This window comes from Mesotoga infera, from assembly GCF_900157305.1.
In the GTDB taxonomy this organism is placed as follows: domain Bacteria; phylum Thermotogota; class Thermotogae; order Petrotogales; family Kosmotogaceae; genus Mesotoga; species Mesotoga infera.
The window spans coordinates 446,501-465,539 of sequence record NZ_LS974202.1 but is presented as its reverse complement, the minus strand read 5'-3'; the positions used below and the strand labels follow the sequence as shown (position 1 = coordinate 465,539).

Below are 19,039 nucleotides of genomic sequence, written 5' to 3'. Positions count from 1 at the left end.
GAGCGAGATCCCGTATAGGAACACTACGGGATGACAGGACGGGGTATTCACGGAATAACAGTCCTTCTTTCTTCCCGTCATGCCGATACGCTTGACATCATTCTGAGCTTGACTCAGAATCACGGTTTTCTAAGGAGTGGATCCCGGACCGGAGCCCGGGATGACAGTCTTACTCCCTTCAGGTCATCCTGGCGTGCTCCTAGCCAGGATCCCGGTCTTTCCTCCCTTCCCGTCATGCCGATACGCTTGACATCATCACTTTTTCACCTTTCGCGTCTAATATTCTTCGCGCTCGAGCAACTGTTTAAGCCGGGGGTTGGGTATATCAGACAGCTTCATTTTGAAAGACAACACCAGACCCGGTCCGGTAACGTAAATGTCATAGAGATCTCTTTCGTGTTCTATGTCGAAGGCCGTCGGCGGCAGTCGATCTTCGCTTACGGGCGGGGGCGGGATCGATTCTGTGAGGTAATCGTCCAGGTGCTCAACTTTTGCGTACCTTTCAGTGCCGTGCAGCTTGAAAAACCTGACGATGGCGTGCTTTAGTACTTTGTAGCTTTCATGCTTCAAGTCCTCATCTTCTATCTGCAGTGCGGGAGTGAATTTTGGAAAGTCCTCGCCTACGAGCGAGAAGACAACCGGAAGCTCATCGCCAACGACTCGATCCACGATGGATTTGAATCTCCTCTTGATATCCGCGTACGCCTCTTCATACCATTCCTGCAAAACACTGGTCGCTTCGAGAGAGAGTGTCATGCCCTCGTGCCGCTTGTTGTCTACTTTCAAGCTTATGCCCAGATGCGCTGCTCTCCCCTTCGAAGAGGGATAGTAGCCGGCCTTGAAGTAGCCGTCGACGGAACTCTGACCTGAGACTTCAAGCGACGGCACGAATATGCTTACATAAGCGGCACCGTCTATACCGACCGACATGTCTCTGACCATAACTTCGTGAATCGTTTCGATGATCTTCTGTTTGAAGGAGTATTCTCTTCCTGTCATATGGACGGGCCTCCTATGGAGTTTGTTTCCGCACTTGCATTCTGTCGAACTCTCTGCCTGCAAGCTAGAACTCATCGCTACTGCTACATAAGGGTCGTCGCGATTACCGTCAGGACGATACAGGCGTCCGAGTAAGACAGATAGAGAGCGAAGTTTCTCTTTTCTACCTCCAGCATAGACCGTGGATCGCTGGCTCCCATCTTTATAAGCCTGTCGGCCATGTACCGGCTGAAAACTGTCAGCGAAAAGGTGACGAAGTATACCACCGTCCAGAAAACGTTGACGGCCGGATCGATGATAAGCCTCGTCAGGCTCGTGCCGAGCATGATGATCGAAACGGCTATCGCGACGATTCTGAGGTTCTCCCAGAGAGAGTACAGAAAACCCTGCACCTGCGGCGTTGTGTTCGGGTCGCGCAACGGCAGCAAGAAAACCGATACCGTAACACCGCCACCGGCCCACAGTACGAAGGAGAGATAGAAAGCAATCTCGTTGAGAGTTCTGAAAAAGTCCATAATATCAATCCTTCACTATAACCACTTCTAATTCGCCTCTTCCGCCAGGCTCCAGCCAGATTTCGTAGATGTACCGGTCGCACCTGAACCCCTTCGGAAGTCCGGTTATCTCGACCGAGTGCTCTCCGAAGACGAGTCCCACCAGCTCGATTATACCAAAGGCCTGAAACTCGATGCCATCGATCTTCACCGTTATGACATCGTAGAAATAGTCGCCCTTCTCATCGAGGAAAGACAACATGAGTGAGCTCTTTTCGGCGAACCCTATTTCGAGGACAGTATCTCCCGTGTCGGCCACTTCAACCGTATCGATGGCGGTGGTTCTCGAATAGAGCTTTTCAAAGCCCCTGTCCATAGTCAGACTGACCGGACTCCTGCCGGAAGGTACTCCCTCGAGAACCGTCAGGGAACCTATCCTGAAGGGTTTGCCTCCGATGGCGAGGATGCCCGAAGCGTCGAGAAGGGGCTCGTCACTCTCTCTCAGACCGTTCGCGTTCAGGTCTCTGAAAAGGACCACCTCGATTTTCCGCTGGAAGGCGACACCAAATTCGACACTCTTTCTCTCTCCCGGCTTCAGCTCTAGCTGTCTGTTCAAAGAACCGGTCGTGATACTGACACCCGAACCGAGTGAGGCCAGATCCAGCGAGATTCTTATAATTCCCGCCGAGACCGGGATGGTAAGCGTTCCGTCTTCGGTAAACACTACGTCCTCGCCTATGTTTATAGAGAAGCTCTTCAGGTATTCCTCTTGCTCATCGTATGTACCCGAAGAATTCGAGTCGACGAAGATGCGTATATCCACGTACGCCGGTGACTCCATAAACGGCCAGTAGAAGTCTCTGGATCCGTACTCAGTTACCTGAAGCTCCGGAGAATTCTCAAGCAAGGAAGCAAGTGAATCGGGGTATTCTACGAGTTCGACTCTGTAAAGACCGACGGGCAATTCGACAGATATGACTCCACTTTCATTGCTCTCGTACTCTTTGCCATCTATTCTCACCTTGACGCTTGCGGGCATCTCACCTGTATCGTATTTTGTATCGAGATCCTTGTCGAGGAAGAAGTAGAGGTTCAACTTTCCGGTGTTTCTGCTCGTGAAGAACCAGCTGTCGTCCAATTTGATTTTTACTCCAAAGTAGAAGCCGTCCTTTCTCAGATTTCCAAGGAAGCTCTCCTTCAGCGAACCGAAGCCGTAACCGGCGTAGATGACTGTATCTGGCCACAGGGTGAGACCGACCTGGATTATGAATCTGTTATAGAAACCGCCTCTATTGTCGTTTACAAGATATCCGGCACCGGTGATATAGAAGAGATCGGCAAAAGACTTCTCCGCTCTGAGTCCGTTTATTGTGTAGACCATGTTTTTCTTGAGATATATCTCTCCGGTCAGAGCGAAGTTGAAGGTTCTGTCATACCAGAAGACAGTGTCAAGAGTCAGCCGGCCTTCGGAAGTCGTTTCTTCTGCGTTTCTGCTTATATAGTAAGCTCCCTCCGAAAGGAGAGCCAGAGGACTCCTCAGCTGGGGAACATATGCGAGGCCAGCCTGAACTTCAAATCGGCTGCTCCGGGTCTTCAGGTCGTTCGTGTAGAGAATGTGATAGGCCGGTTTAAGCCTATCAAGACCGAGATACTCTCCCCGGCTCTCTATAAGGAATCGCGACAGGGCAAATCCGGTGTCGAATCTAAGATCTGTATCCAGCCTGAGTTTAAGGGACTCAATCTCACGGTTCTCTATACCTACATGCAGGGCGTAGAAGTCCTCGGTGTTCGAGCCAACGAGAGTGTGTTTGCCCTGTAAGAGGAAATCCAGATTGACGATGCCCGGAGAATAGGAGGCCGTGTAGCCGGCTCCAATCGAGATCCTGTCCGAAAGAGTCGCCTCGAGATCTATCTTCCCCGTATCCAGCGTATAGCCAAAGCCAATAATTGTGGTGAACCTTAGATCCGGCAGAAACTCTATCCTCTCTTTTGCCGTTACAGAGACCTTGCCAAGTTTCTTCAATATGTATGGAGTCAGCGACAGTTTTACCCTGCCCGCTCCGGAATGGTCAAATACTACGTCTCCTCCTGCAAAGAGAGACTCGCTGATACCAAAGTCGGTCCTCAAAGAGAGACCGGCGAACGGACCGACCCCTCTCAGCCCCAGACTGATTTCCCCGCTGAGCCTTGTCTTGTCCAGCGATAACCTCGGTCTTGCGGTGAGCCGAACTTCATTTTCCAGACCGTTCTGCTTATGTATCAGAGTCTCCTTGAGCGAGACTTCAGTCATAACCTGACCTACTTTGAAGTCTCTCAGCAGCTCAAGCGAGAGTGTTCCCGTCTTAGCCTTTTCATCGAAGCTGTATCCCGAGAGCAACTTCAGCTCAAATAGCTTTGGATTGAGTTCAAGACCTAAACCGAAGCCTGAAAAGGCTCTGGGATTGTCAGGTGCCTTGAAGTTTCTGTCCAGATGAGCTTCCAGATTACCGACGACTATCTTGCTGGCGAACTTCAGCGCCCCTGCGGCCCGCAATCCGAAGTCTCCGCTGTCCGAGGAGACCAGCAGTTCCAGCGAAGGCGAAAGGCCTTCGGAAATACTTCCGTCCGCCTTCAAAGAGACAAACCGGTAGCCTTCACTCAGACCTCTGAATAGCCCGGTAAGCGAATACTTCCAGCCCGAAGGAGAGTAAGTTAGATACGCCATCATGTCGAGATCGCCCGGCGAGGTCGAATCGGTTGAATAGACGGCTTCGATCCAGATCGGGTTGAAGTCTAGATCGAAATAAGGAACCGGTTTACTGAAGATCAGTAGTCTATTCGAATTGTAGAGTGTGTAGTCTTCGCCTCTTCTCAAAACCCGCCGAGTGATTATCTCGCCTTCGCTATCTCTTGTTATAAGACTTATAGTTTCGCTTCCAAAAACCGGTATTTCAGACAGGTAATAGGGGCCTCTTATGCCCTCTCCTCTGAACTCCTCGGTCCTCTTTCTCCTGTAAACTGGATTCAGAAAGAGTTTGTAGGAGAAAACATCGCTGCTGTATTCGCTGGAAAGACCAGTTCCACTTGACAGGAAGCCGGTACTTCCGCGGGTCTCGAACTTATAGTCTCCAAGTTGAACGTTGAAATGCCCGATCTCATAGCGCAGAAAATACGGGCGAGATGAGGGCGCCAGCGTACCCTTTATCGATTCGTCGCCATGGGTGATATACGTATCGAAATCGGCCGATGATTCTTCACCGAAACGGAAGGTAAGCAAACCTCTGTCGATATTGAGGCGACCGAAGACACCGCCTTTAAAGGAGAGATAACGATCTTTGAAGCTGTACTGAAGCTGTGCGCTTCCGGTTATAAGCGGTGGACGCGATTCGACTGCATACTCCAGACGAACATCTTTTGAAAGATCACCGTACCTTACAGAGAAATCTACTGAATAGGCCTGAGCCGTGGGCTTCAATTTAAGTTTAGATACGCCATTTTCGAGCTTCAGTCTCGTTCCGTCCCATTCAGCCGGTTCGGAAACAGTATGAGGATCGAGACCTTCAATAATAAGAGTTCCACCGACCGATGATGGGACGCCCCTTTCATCGACCAGCGAGATTACGACCAAAGCCTCTGTCACGCCGTCGGCGGTCAGTGTAAGTGGCTCGGTCGAGACTCTGATTTCAAAGGGCTCTCCGGAGAGATATACCTCTATCTCCTTGCTGCCTTTTGCAGTTCCATCCTGCCAGTCTAGCCTTATTCTATTCCTTCCGGGATTCAACTTCACATTGAAGTACTTCACAAAAAGCCAGAGGCCGTCTGCGTCGTTGGCCTTCTGTCCTATCTGGCTCTCGGGAACGACAATACCGTTTACGTAGAGAGTGTGGCGGCTTTCTATGGGCATTGCCACCTCTACCATGAGTCTGTCAACGCCGACAAATTCCTGTCCGTTCAACGGTGTGACTATATAACCGTAATCGGAGAACATAGAGGGATCTAGGCTCTGATTTCCAGAGACTATTAGCGACGCGGCGTCAAAGCCTTTGAGAGTCAGAGGATTTCTATATGTTATCGTCTCGACGATTCTCTCCCTGTGGATCAGTGGTATATCTAGGATGGTGTACATCCCCGGCAGAGTCTCGATCATGAAAGATCTGTCGTCTCCAAGCGATCGGCTATCCTGATTCGGCGAAAGCCTGTAAGGTGTCACGTCAATATCTACCTTGACGGTGTGGAGCCCCGGTTTCAGCCTGTCGAAATGAAACAGTCCGTCCTTATCCGTAACGACGAAGGAGCCGTCCTGAAGGAGCAGTCTGACGGGCAGAGGTTTGCTGTCATCTTTGTCGTAGAAGCCGTTTCCGTTTTCATCTACATAAATCCTGCCTATGATTCCAGTGCCCGTATTCATAGGCCTGAAAACGCGCACGTCGACGACGAAGGGTTCTGTTATCACTTGCGCGCTGTACTCTTGAGACAGAATCGTACCGATAGCCCTGACCGTGTTTTTCAGGGATTCTCCGGTAAACTCGTCGAGTCTCAGACGGTAAACTACCTTTGACTTCTCTCCAGGCTTCAGGTCTCTAAAATTATCGAAGATCAGCATATCTTCAAGTATCAGAGGTTCTAAGGGTTCGCCGTCGATGCTCGCGCTTCCCTCTACGTAAGAGGTCCCCGGCGGGATTCTATCCTCTAGCCTGAGTTCAGTTACAGTTGCTATGGTACTGGGGTTTGACACCTCGATAGTGTAGGTAATCTCTGACCCCAGTTCAACGATCGAAGGAGAGGCCAGCTTCATCAGCTCCAGACTACCGTGGAAGATCTTCACGGAGACCCTTTCGGAGTCTTCGAAAGTTCCATCGCCCGAGACGGTTGCCGTGTTCTCTATTACGGTCCCTTCAGCGATATCGTCAACCGTAGTGCACTTAAAGGAAATCTCCACGCTCTCGAAGGGATCGAGAAAGTCAAGCTCGACCGTGAGTATTCTCTCTTGACTGTTGAATGAAACCGTAGCCTCCTTTGAAACCTCAATTTCGTACGGAGCCGAAAGGAGCGTGGAAATAGGATCGCTAACCGTGATCTTTCCGGTCGAACTCTCGGACTCGTTCTCCACCGAGATAAAGAAACGCACTTCGGCCTTCGGCATAACAAGAGAGCTCGAAAGAACGACTTTGGATATGCTCAGGCTGTCTGACTTCCTGATATGTGGAATTATATCTATCGTTCTGTTCTCCTCGTTGCCCATTACGGTTTTGGGTATGAACTTAAAGCCTTTCTCGAAATTGCTGCCACTAACGCCTTCGGGAATAGTTGCCTCCAGAATTATATCTACCTCTTGCCCTGGAGCGACGACCCCGACATCCACATAACCGCTTCCGTCTGTGTCCGTCAGAGGAACTCCCGTATCGTCTTTGAAGACGAACTCCCAGCCCTCTAGCTGAAAGTTGGCACTTTCAATAAGCAGATCCATTACACCCTGTGTGTTTCCGTCGTTCTTGAGAGTGTGATGGAATATGACAGTATCGCCATCGAAAACTGTGACAGTGCTGAGCGTAGTATCCTCAAGAGTCATTTCCGGCGCGTCCGGGTATCCGAAAGGACCTAGAAGAGGGACTCCCAGAGCCAGAATGGTAAAATCGACAGTATTTGTCTTTGAGGACCATGTTGTTCCAAGCCTCGAGTAAGAAACACTGGCGGTGTTGTAGCGCCTGCCTGCTGGAACGTTCTTTGGGAAGAAGATATCGAAAGACACTTCGACAGACTGCCCCGGACTGACCGGACCGAAGGTGAGCTCGAAGCCCTTTATCTCTTCATCGTTCTGTGGCGGCTCGGGCAACCAATCCGAACCGTTGAAGTAGCGGGCGGAGAAATCGTAATTCGAAAAGAGAGAAGCGGAATCGAGAACTCCGTCAACCAGATTGCCCCCGTAGTCTATGAAGTCTTTGAGAACTAGGCTGTCCAGTTCGTACTCCGAGTTGTTTGTGAGGCTCACCGAGAAGGACTGCGAGTTACCCGGGAGAACGGTCTCCAGGAGTCTGGATTTTGTGGAGGCGACAATCTCCTTCTCTTCTACCTTTATCTGGGCTATGTTGTCGTCATCGGTGTTGCCGGTCGGGTCTATTCCGACTATGTTGATAAAACCTTTATCGGTCAAATCACCGGTTTCTTCGAGGATAACTCTTACTATCAGCTTTTTTGAACCATCGATTTCGAGGTCGACACTATTTACCGGTGTTTTTGCCTGTCCCGAGAGACCCTCTTCTCCTTCATCGAGATAAATGCCGATAACTCTGAGCACCGGGGCACCCGAGGGGCCGTCTTCAAAGATCTGAGAGGCTGAGAGCGAGATCGTCGTCGGGCTATTACCGAAATTCTGTACTACATAGTTCAGATCAACTGTGCTTCCTTCGAAACCATCTCTTTCCTGACCGGGTTTCTCGAATGTCCCGTCGGGCTTTATCGTGAAACCATAGACGGGCAATACCGTAGTGACGACCTTATCCGAGAAGATCGTAATATGATTGCCATCGATATCTCTGTATCTGGCAAAGGCAAAGTTCTCTATTTTAGAACCGGCAGCCGGTGCCGGGACAACCGCGGTTGTCACAAAGATTAATATAAGAAGCATTACGATCTTGCCGCGCACCTAATCACCTCGCTGTCCTCATCTCTGTGATCTCCGGAACAGCTCTTTGGAGATCACAGAGATGAAGAACCATGGCCCGAAGGCCATGGCAATTGGATCAATAACCGTCTATCAACACCGGGAAGACAACCGTGCCTGACCCACCGGCAGTCAGTGTTCCGATTATCCACTTAACGGTGGTTACAGAGGCTAGATTGTTTTTGTCGAACGTTGCCCAGTCCTCCCACGTTACTCCGTAATCGGTACTCACCTGAGACGGTTCGGTGAAGTTGATCGTGTCGGTTACTATTACAGGATCAAGAGAGGTGTAGAACGGGATCGTGTCGTAAATGATCAGATTATTGATTGGTTCCGTTCCGACGTCGGCGTAGGTTATAGTGTAGATGAGCTGTTCGCCGGGCTTTGCATCGGTCTTATTGACGGCCTTCTCCAGAGTGACCTTTTCCGATACAACAACCGTGATATCTATAACAGTTGCCGTAACATTAGTGTCCTCCTGAACCTCGGCCCTTAGATAGGCGACATCAGTCACGCCGAGAGGTTCGTCACTCGGGACCTCAAGCCTGAATATACCCGTTACACTCTGGCCGGGCTCGAGTGGCCAAGTTGCATCTAGATTTACCGGGTTTCCGCCCTGAAGGAAAGTGAAGTTCCAGCCTCTGGTCGAGCTTGGATAGAGCTTGACGGTCACCGCCACATTACCCGTGTTTGTCAGAGTGTGCTCGTAGTCGATATTCTGTCCGGGAGCGGCCGATCCATTTCTGGATGGCAATAGCGTAATGTGCCTGACGGCGTTTACGGTGATCGTGTTTGTTTGAGAATCTTCCACTGTGGGTCTGGTCAGAGAAGTCGCATAGAACGTTACGGGAACTGCCACTCCTGTGTAGAGGGCTCCTTCGGGAACGGTTACTCTCGCTATGATTCTGATACCACTGTTTGGAGATACCTGACCGGTATTTGTTATAGGTATCATCTCATCTGGATCGAGAACTCCGTCTCCGTTGGTATCGATATAGAACCTCACCGTATAGCCCGCCGGAAGATCGGCCGAGAGGCTGAAAGTATCGGCAGCATCGGAGTTATTTACAACGTCCAGAGGGAAATATGCATAAGAGCCGGGATCGGCGTTCTTGTTTACCGAGTTCTTATCTACGGTAGTATCGGTGGCCGTTCCAGACATATTTCCGATAGCTACGGACGGGAAGGTTATTGGTTCGACCTTGTCTGTGGTCTTATCGAAAATGGCTGGAGATATCGAAGAGATTGCTTTCATGATAGCGGTAATCGAGGTGACGCTAACATCAATATCTGCGGGTATGAAGATCTTGACTGTAATGTCGAAGGTCTCTCCCGGTGCAAGCGGGCCGGTGTCCTGCATCCCGTTGTCGTCGGTATCCGGTAGGGGAGTAAGATTCTCGGTGAAAAAGGAGATAGCGACAACATTATCCAGGCCCTCAGGAAAAACCTCAGCGACTGTAATGTTTATTATGTCCGTCGAGAGACCGGCATTCTTCACCGTATTCGTGAACTCTACTAGAGTACCGGCAACACCGGGCTTTATCGTGATATCGTTCGGATCTACCGCTTCGGGATTACCCTTGGGACCGATCCAGACCTTAGTCGTCTCATTGCCCGGTCCACCTACCATGATAGTAGAAACGTTGGAGCTCCTGCTCACAGTTTCGAGCGCAGTCGTTTTGTAAGTCATCGTTGCCACATTCTCGATGATACCTGCAAGTGTATCCGCTTTCACCTGTACTCTAAGTCTAATCTGGAAACCCGAGCCTGCAGTGAGATTGGCGATATGCAGGGTCACTGTATTGCCTGTTACATTGACAGTCATACCTGCCGGAACTTTGTCAAGGAAGCCAAGATATTCAAGACTTGCCGGCAGAACGTCGATTATGGTTATGTCTGAAGCTGCCTTGTTACCGACGTTAGCTCCGGAAATCGTGTAAACGACTTCGTCGCCGGCCTTGACTTCCTGCGGGGTGGCAGATTTGAAGAGCGTCAGCACGGCATCGTTATAGACCGTTGTGCGCGCCGCGTTGTCGTGATCGAAAGCATTTACCGGATCGCTTACCGAGTCAACATCAAGATAGACCGTGGCGGTGGTTCCGGCCGCAGCCGCGCTTGGCACCCTGTACCTGACTATGACATACCTGAAGTCACCCGATGATATCGGGATTGTGTTGTTCCAAAGTTCTTCACCGGGGTCAACGACACCGTTGCCGTTTTCGTCGTAGAAGACTTCGATATTTTGCGGAGTAAATGTCGATGCGGGATCGATATTCACACTCGTGTTGAAAGTATCGACTGTGTTTGCGAGATTGTCGATCCTGAACTGAAACTGCATTGTCTGTCCGGCGGCACCCGGTTGTTCTATCAGATCGGGTGTGACGAGTACCGAATAGACAGGTAGTACCGTGGTTATTACCTGGTTCGATAGGATTGTTCTGGTTACTCCCCTGCCATCGGTATATGTAGCCGCGGCCTGGTTCTTGATTTTGGTGCCGGCGGCAGGTGGTGCGGCAATCGCGGCAACAGCTATCATGACCGCAAGGAGCACCAGTAGAAGTTTCTTACTCATAGACTCACCTCCTGTGTGTTTTAATTGGATACCTTAACTCTGTAAAGCACTTTCAATATATCTGAGGGTTTAAACTGTCTTTCATAGACCCACATTATGTTTGTATAAGCCGTAGGATTTACTAATCTCCTTACTGCCATCCCCCCTCTCACTTCTTCAGTGAATAGCGGTGGTTTTCCGAAAGTCTCTCCTCCATCGAAACTGAAGTAGAGCTCAACTTCGCGACTCTCCCAGTCCAGATGTTCACGCCTCTCTCCCGTTGCGCTTCCCCTTATATAGAAAGTGCCTTCGGGGATCAACGCGATCATCTGGAGACCTTCGATTGTTGATTCCGATAAGTTCTCATATGTGAGTACATAAAGAATCTCATCACCCGGAAAGACTTCGTCGAGTTCTTCGTATGTCTCCGTCGCGCTCTGAGAATCCCAGACCTTATAACTTTCGATGCTGACCTTTATAGGTTCCTCGTTGGCAAATCCAAGTAAAAAGAGTGCTGAAAGAAAAACGATAGTAAGGAAACACTTCTTCATCTATATTCCCTCCCGATTATCTTCTAAGTCTCGTCTTGAATATCAGCCAGCCAGAGGAGCCTGGCTGCAACGCACCGATTATCTTTGTGATATTAACCGTCAGAACTCCCCCCTCGCAGAAGGCCCAATCGAGATTTAAGTCGCCACCGTCTTCGGCGACCAGCAGACGCTCGCTGCCATCGACAGAGAGAATCACGTTACCGTGAGAGCTGCCCATCGAATAACTGCTCTGAAGTAACTGCAAATCTCTATCCAGAGGATCGGTTATCACAACAGAAGGAATCGAAAGAGTTCCATTGTTGGCAAATGAGATCCGGTACTCGATTATCTCCCCGGGCTTTCCTTCAGATGACAATCCCCAGTCACCCGAGATCGAGAAATTGCGGGTCTCTTTGCGTAGCGACAGGCCCTCGGCTCCAACGGTAATTGTATCGTAAGTCTCGGCACGATCGCTTCCCACAGAATTAGACCAGTCTTGTACTGCTCTGACTATTATCGTATCGAATGTGCCGCTGATGGCTTCTGTAGGTATGTTGACTGTCAATCTGAAATAATACCTTGCCGGAGACCTTGCGATATTACTATCCCACAGGCCCAGCACATTCCCTGCCGAATCGAGTTCATAAACAGCTATACCGAAGCCTTGAGATGAAATGGTCTCCAGAGAAACGCTACCATAAGTTGCAACGAGCAGAGAATGATCGAGGTTAACGGTATTTCCCGGAAGTCCCGAAACGGTGTTTATACCTTCGATGAGCAATCTCTTCACATCTGCGAAATTGTAGAAGGCAAAAGAATCAACATTTGAATTTATCGTTATAGTATTCCTCTCATCAAGAGGGGCAGACCCGCCGCTATCATGGTCGCCCGTTGATGTATACGCCGGAAGATCCGTCTCTCTTATTACAATTGGATAGACAGGATCTCCGGAGACGAAGAATCTGTAAAGACCGTCCTGGTCTGTGTATCTTGTATATTTATCCGACCCGTTTGTCAGTGTAACCAGCACTCCCGGTATTTGCGCCTCTCCCGGATCTCTTGTAGCATTATTGGCCTGAGAGATGACGCCTGCACCGGAGTCATCGAAGATAAAGCCTTTCACAATAAAACCTCTGAAATCACCGAAATCGGCCGTTTTGTTTACTGTATCTACTATCACTTCAACCCAGTTCGGAGTCGTGGATATGTATCCAACAGGATCAGATCCTTCAGTTGATGAATTGAAGAGATTCTGGGCGTCTTCCACAACTCTGTAAGTTCCCTGTGAAACATCGAAGCTATAAAAACCTTCATTGTCCGTCTGAGTGTAAGACTGGAAAGTCCAGCCGCTTCCATCAAACTTCCAGAGCTTCAGCCTGACTCCCGCAATACCGGGTTCGGCATAGTCGCGGGTCCTGTTGAAATTGAGATCTTCATAGACGTAACCGCTGATCTTCAGACCCGAACCAACTGATTTATTCGGACCGAACTCGGAAGTGGCGTAAGCAGGAATGCCGAGAACGTTACTGAAGCTTTCGTAACGGGTTATAGCTGTTATGACCTTTGTGTCCTCGGAGACAGGGGAGACATTGCCCTCGAAGTTTCCCTGAGAATCTACTATGAGTGACCCGATATACTTTATTCCTTCACCGTAGTCCTCTCCCGAATAAGAGTCTCCGTCCCCTGCTCTTGCAGAGTATATTTCAACGACAGAACCGGCAAAGACTGCGCTGGGAGTGTTCTGACCGACAAATCCCTGAATAGACAGAGCGCTCCCGCTTCGCGTTGCCAGAGCTATTACAGGGTGATCGACTCCCATATTGCCATAGTTTGCATTGAGAAGCCCGTCGTTGGGATTCACACCCTCAATTATGTCTGAAGATGGTGATCTGAGAAGATCAATCGCAAGACCGCGATTATCACCAAAAGAGTTTAGCGAAAAGTCGCCGTAACTTGAATCGCTGCTAACTCTTATACCGGGGCCGCTAAGAGAGCCGTTGACGATTGACTTTCTTATAACTGCTCCCACAGATTCGTTGAGCGATATGGCCGAAGCGGTTGAATCGACGATCGTTGTATTCTCCAGAAGCGTCAGTTTGTCTCCCTGTGTATAGACACCGTTTCCGTGAGTCACGCCGGCGTGGCTTCCGCCATTCGATTCTACGATAGAGTTCCTTAAAGTAACTGAAATCGCCGGAGAGACTATCGAAACGCCATTTCCGTCGGTTCCCGAAGGACCGATGCCGTTGTCCAGTACAATTATCCTGTTTACATCTATGGTATTTCCAGTCAGCAGAAGACCGGAGCCGTTGTAAGCGATATACGAGTCTTTTAGAGTTCCGCTCGCGTTGATAACCAGACCGTATCTTCTGTTTAGACTGCTATCTTCAGGTCTAGATCCATCGGCTCTTGCCCCGCTCACAATATTATCAAGATTGAAGTTCTGGCCGTTGATGACTACCGGGGCGGTAACGTCGCCGATAGTGCCACCACCGTTAAAGAAAGCGATGTTCTTCAACGAGAAGCCTTGCGCGGTTGCCGAAGTTCTCAGGACATACTCTAGACCGTTAGAGTCTATCTCGATCTCTTTGCCGTTGAGTGGGGGTATGGCAATTTTATCGACTCCGGCAAGACCGCCCCCAAAGTTTGAGCCGTTACTGTTTATGATGTTCCCCTGCACAGTGTATACAGTACCGTCAATAGTTGTCTGGATGTCGGTAATGTCCGGTAAGGCTGACATAGGCTGTATTGTCCACCAACTATTGCTACCTGAAGATGAATTTTGAGAGGTCTGCATGACGAATCTCGCCGCATTGGCTCCGGCAATTGAATTTGAGTTCAGCACAAACTGCCGCAGCGTTCCCTGATTGCCGGCAACTCTGAAGCCGTTATCTCCCGTATCGTTTGTGTTGACAATCACGTTGAACGAGAAGCCATGATCGATTCCCGTTACTGTCTGTGTGCCATCAGAGAGATCCACTACCGAGAGATGCTGGAAGTTACTGGCGCTGACCGCGGTGCTTCCGGTCGCGAAATTATCTGAGACCTCCGGGTTTATGCCGCCGAAGGCCTGAACATCGTAGTAAGCGCCGTTCACGAACTCGCGTTTGAAGGTCTGTTCGGCCCAGGGAGTCGCAGGTGGAAATCCGGGATTGAGTGCTGTCGGAGCGACGCTCTTCGAATCCACAACGACGTAGTATCTATATTGAGGCAAAGGTCCGAAAGAGTAGTTGCCATTGGCATCGGTATTAGTCTCTGCGACAAACACGTCGCCGTTACTGATCACATCGTTACCGTCGGCCTCTCTGTAAATTCTCACCCTAACGTTAGTCTTTGGCAGATCGACACCCGAAACAAAAGGCCCACCATTGTCTCCTCGGTCTTCAAAGGCTTTTCCGGAGACTGTCAGCGAGATACTGCTACAAGTATTTTCCAAGAGTGCTACTTTTCTGAGTTCGCCGCTATTGTACTGCACATAGGAGTCCATTGTGTTGCCTTGATTGTCTCTCACTACTGCCTTAATTATGTAGTCTCCCTGAGGCACCTGAGAATTATTCCACTGGAACCTCCAGGGGTTGAACTGGTCCACGGCCGTTGCGTCTCCGATCAAGACCCACTCGAACCCGTCGTCGGCAACTCCATTACCGTTATAGTCAAAATAATAGTAGAACTTAACGCTTGTTACCGTCGAACGTATTACTCCTGAGACGGCGGTATGCGAGTCGAGCACAAAAGCCTCGATCATGGAAGGACCGCAACCGGAAACGCTGATACTCGATGTCAGAGGAATCTGCGAAATATGTCCACATGAATTCACAAGGTCTCCAAAGGGGATAGGCTTGTTAAGAGCCATACTATAAGTCCCTTGAAAGGCGAGATCCTTCTGTATTGGATTGTTTGTGTTCGAGCTGGTAGTGAACGCAAGCTGAAAGATATCGTCGGTAGTGAGTTTCGGGCCGCCTCTGGAAGTAGCGTCTAGAGCTGCCAGTGGCACCTGGATATCCAGAAGATAAACAGTACCTAGCGAGGGATCAACGTACTCGATAACTCTGGTTCTTCCAAAATCCCGTACCAAAGGCGAGGGGTCGCGGTCCCAGTCTGCTGGTCTACCAGGTTCACCATCGGCATTAGTCGGGCTGGTCAAGTGTTTTGCACTATCCTGTTTCCATATAAGATCACTGTCGGGCAAAAGCTGATTCTTGCCAGTACTATAAAACACCTTGATATCGTCAGGTGCAACTCCTTGATCGGTTCCGTCGAGTTCAATTGCGAAGTCTCTATAACCGTCGCCGTCAATATCTATTAGTATATTCCATGTAGAAGATTTATAGGGAGCCCCTGAACCGGTTAGTTGTAGAGGGTTACTGGCAAGCACCATTCTGAACATGAGATTGTCGCAGTCGGCGAAGAACTGTATCGAAGGCAAATTCTGAGAACTGACAAAATCTCCTTCCTGCCTGGGACTGGTTCCACCATTGGAGTTGTCGCTGTTGCCTGAAGCATCGTAGATCGGTCCTCTCGAATAAGTGTACGGGATCCACTCGCTAGTTGCCGAACCGCTTTCATTCACTCGAACATAGTCAAATTCGACCTGTGTTGGTCCCCAGGACCTGAGACCGACTCTACCGTTCATGAAAGGGTTGTCATTGTCGGTGTATCTTAAAACCTCAATTCCATCGACATACATAGTGAATGAATTTTCCCTTGCCACTATGGTTACTTCATGCCATTCCAACCAGTCGAAATCTGCGGCCGGGGCTCCCCAGACCAGAACACCGGACTCTCTACCATCTGTGACCTTTCTCAATGCAAATCTATTTCCGAGTCCTGGATCGACCTGAAAAGCGTAGGCGTTTATGTTCCTGGCAGTACCTGTAACCCTGACATATATCGCATAACCGGAACCGCCGGACTGAATCCCGCCGGTGATTCTGCCAAAGCTCCTCACAACGTAATCGTCCCAGCCTTCATCACCATCCAGTATCGCTCTGCGCTCGCCAGAACCGGTAAGCGATAGAATACCGCCGGCTACATTCCAGTAATTGGTGGGGTAGTAATCTATAAGGTCGTTAAGACTGTTGAACTCGTAAGAAGCGAGTGGGAGGCTCGGATTATCCGGCCAGGGAGCCGGATAACCTGCGGGATCTACATAATTCTGCAAAGCTATTAAACTAACAGCTCCAGATAACAAAAACAGAACGATAAAGAGAAATCTTAAGCGCATAAAACACCCTCCCACCCTTATCGCTCAGTATCCGAAAGTGAACGGAGAACGTAAATAAGCATGTGAATGTATTGATATATCTAAACTTTTGTACGGCATGTATTTTATTATATTATAGCAATATTAGCATAATAAATCTCCACGATACTAGTAATTATCTAATGAGATTTACTTCTAGACATTGTCTCTTTCACGGTCTTCTAATCATTGTGCTTCGAGGGTCATCCAGTATTTTGAACCCATACTTTTCGTAAAGACTGTGTGCATCTTTAGTGTTAAGCATTCCCTTGATATTTTTGATCGGTGGGTAATCGAGAACACATTCGATAAGCCACCTGCCCAATCCCTTTCTTCTATGCTCCTCGAGAACGAAGACATCGGCCAGGTAAAAGATGAGCGCATAGTCGGTTATAACCCTTGCGAATCCTATCTGTTCCTCTCGCTTGAAAAGACTGAAACAAATTGAGTTGTTCATGGCCCTATTCATCTGTTCGCAGGTTCTTCCTTTTCCCCAGTAGGATCGGTTGATTATATAGTCATTCACGACTTTCCGCTGAACTTTTTCCGTTTTATCGCTCACCGAGTATTCTTCCCTGAACCATTCCATATATTTCCTCCCAAATACACAGGATTTCAATCTATAAAATTTTATAGAAAACGCTCCGTAGAGAACTGCCAATACTCTTCTCTTCGTGCGTACCAGAAACAAGTGACGACTTTGCAGGGCCGGTGGAAGAACCTGTATCGCTGAAAGTTCCGGAAGGACTGCATACCGGCTTCTGTGAAACTTGATCGATTGTTTGGACCTTTAATCGATTTATAAGTTTGGCTATTACATCTAATGTATTCCATCCCTGTGCGAAAGATATTTCGGGGCGTTTTTCTCTATGAGACTCTACTTGACAACTTGATAAAGCTTGACATCGATACTGTCGGATATGGTATAATTATACATGAGTTAACCCTCAGACCGCTTCGCTGTCCTTGAAAGGACAGCGCTTTTTATTAAACAACCGACTTATAATTAACCGACTTCTCTGTTTTTCTCGGATTCGGCCTTTTCTACTGAGAACTTCTCGGAATCGTAAGTTGCGCCAAGCGAGAAACCTTTAGTCTGTCCTCCCATAAACGGACCGAAGACAGCCGTATAAGCCATCGCAAAGAGTACGATGAAAAAGGGGATGGGGTCCCTTATGTCCCAGGTGTCGTCCTTCAACCCTTTTCTGCTCTTGAAGAAACCCTTCAGGTTCCTGAACTTTCCCTTGAACAGAGTGCTGAAGTACCAGCCGATCTCCATGGCAGTAGTGTACGTTCCCCTGCCCGGAACAACCCCGCCGAAGCTTTTTATATCGCCGCCATCGACCATGTCCATATAACCTCTGACGAAATCAATCCCCGAGGTGTGCGCAACCAGAAGCCCAGGACTCATTCTGGGGTTGACATCGACGAGATAGTACTCATCTTCGTTCCGGTCGTAGAGGAAATCCATCGAAATGAATCCCGAGTATCCCAGGGCTTCCACTATCCTGGAAACGTACGACTCCACTTTTTCGCATTTCATCGATACTCTGCAGGTTCCAACCCCGCCGGACTCCGGATACTCCCTTATGTTGTGATAGATAACGTTTCCCTTCAATTTGCCGTTGAAAGCCAGCCCTGTCGTGCATATCTGGTGGGGAGTTTTCCATTCCTGGGCCAGCGTTTTTGTGCCGTCCAGAGTGGCGGAAAGCTTTTTCAATTGAGAAAGCGTTTGGACTTTTACGATCCCTTCGGCCGACCTCTGGTCGCGTGGCTTCACGATAAGCGGGAAGTTCATCCTGGCAGTATCGAAGTCCTTTAGAAGTGTTGTAACGGGGACAGGGATCGAGAGAGAGGAGGCCAGTTGAGTCATTGTCCACTTATCGTGCAAAACCTGTATATGATCATGCCTGGGCACGATAACCCTGACACGCCCCTCGAACCTGTACATGAATCTGCTTATAACGAAGCCTTCTTCGAAGGTGGGGAAAAGTACGTCTATCTTCAATTCTTCTATTTTTTTGAGAAGACACTCTATGAATTCGTCGCTCTTCTCGCTAACGGGAGGATATATGAATTTACCTTTCAAATATCTCGAATACAGACCACCGCTGACCTTGCCGCTGTCGGCAGCGAAGACCTCATGACCCTGTCTGGCCAAAAGCCGTATGCTGTTGAGCGCATACCACATCCTGGCACCTGTAACCAGTACTCTCATCGAACACCCCCGAAAAAAATTATGGAGAACGGAAATCTGTTAACATATCAACATCCGACTTGTGTAACGATCCTAAATTTAATTATATCATCTCGAGCGGAAATGGAATAAATTGCGAACTTGGATCAATGCTTCATTGGTCGATTTTGAGATATGGAAAGAAAATGATTGAGCAGTATTGCATATACAATTTACACATTAATTTACATAAATGAAGATATTTGACTTTTCAAGAATTAATAGTATAATATATCTGCAAGGTTGCTGGTTAACTTTTGACATACAAATATGATAGGGACCCGATAAAAAGGAGATTAAGTTAGCCGCAATCCGGACAACTCCTCGTTTCGTAGCAATTCCCCCTT

General features: G+C 48.9%; 8 protein-coding genes. All 8 read right to left on the bottom strand.

The window, feature by feature from the left end:
• Positions 1-276: 276 nt before the first annotated feature.
• Positions 277-999: a hypothetical protein gene (locus MESINF_RS02195; RefSeq protein ID WP_169698332.1), complete on the bottom strand. Its 723-nt coding sequence runs from the start codon at positions 997-999 to the stop codon at positions 277-279.
• A gap of 83 nt (positions 1,000-1,082) precedes the next feature.
• A complete protein-coding gene (locus tag MESINF_RS02190; protein ID WP_169698331.1) occupies positions 1,083-1,514 on the bottom strand; it encodes a hypothetical protein in 432 nt (143 codons plus the stop codon).
• 4 nt (positions 1,515-1,518) lie between these two features.
• On the bottom strand, positions 1,519-8,115 hold the full coding sequence (locus MESINF_RS02185; RefSeq protein ID WP_169698330.1) for a DUF11 domain-containing protein: 6,597 nt from the start codon (positions 8,113-8,115) through the stop codon (positions 1,519-1,521).
• Between the two features lie 97 nt (positions 8,116-8,212).
• Entirely contained in the window at positions 8,213-10,705 is a 2,493-nt protein-coding gene (locus MESINF_RS02180; protein ID WP_169698329.1) for a COG1361 family protein, read from the bottom strand.
• 20 nt (positions 10,706-10,725) lie between these two features.
• A complete protein-coding gene (locus MESINF_RS02175) occupies positions 10,726-11,235 on the bottom strand; it encodes a hypothetical protein (protein ID WP_169698328.1) in 510 nt (169 codons plus the stop codon).
• A 16-nt stretch (positions 11,236-11,251) separates the two neighbouring features.
• Entirely contained in the window at positions 11,252-16,438 is a 5,187-nt protein-coding gene (locus tag MESINF_RS02170) for an SdrD B-like domain-containing protein (protein ID WP_169698327.1), read from the bottom strand.
• A 190-nt stretch (positions 16,439-16,628) separates the two neighbouring features.
• Positions 16,629-17,045, bottom strand: coding sequence for a GNAT family N-acetyltransferase (locus MESINF_RS02165; protein WP_169698326.1), 417 nt, complete (start codon positions 17,043-17,045; stop codon positions 16,629-16,631).
• A 417-nt stretch (positions 17,046-17,462) separates the two neighbouring features.
• Positions 17,463-18,674 (bottom strand): carboxylate--amine ligase, encoded by a 1,212-nt coding sequence (locus tag MESINF_RS02160; RefSeq protein WP_169698325.1) that lies wholly within the window; start codon positions 18,672-18,674, stop codon positions 17,463-17,465.
• Positions 18,675-19,039: the final 365 nt, after the last annotated feature.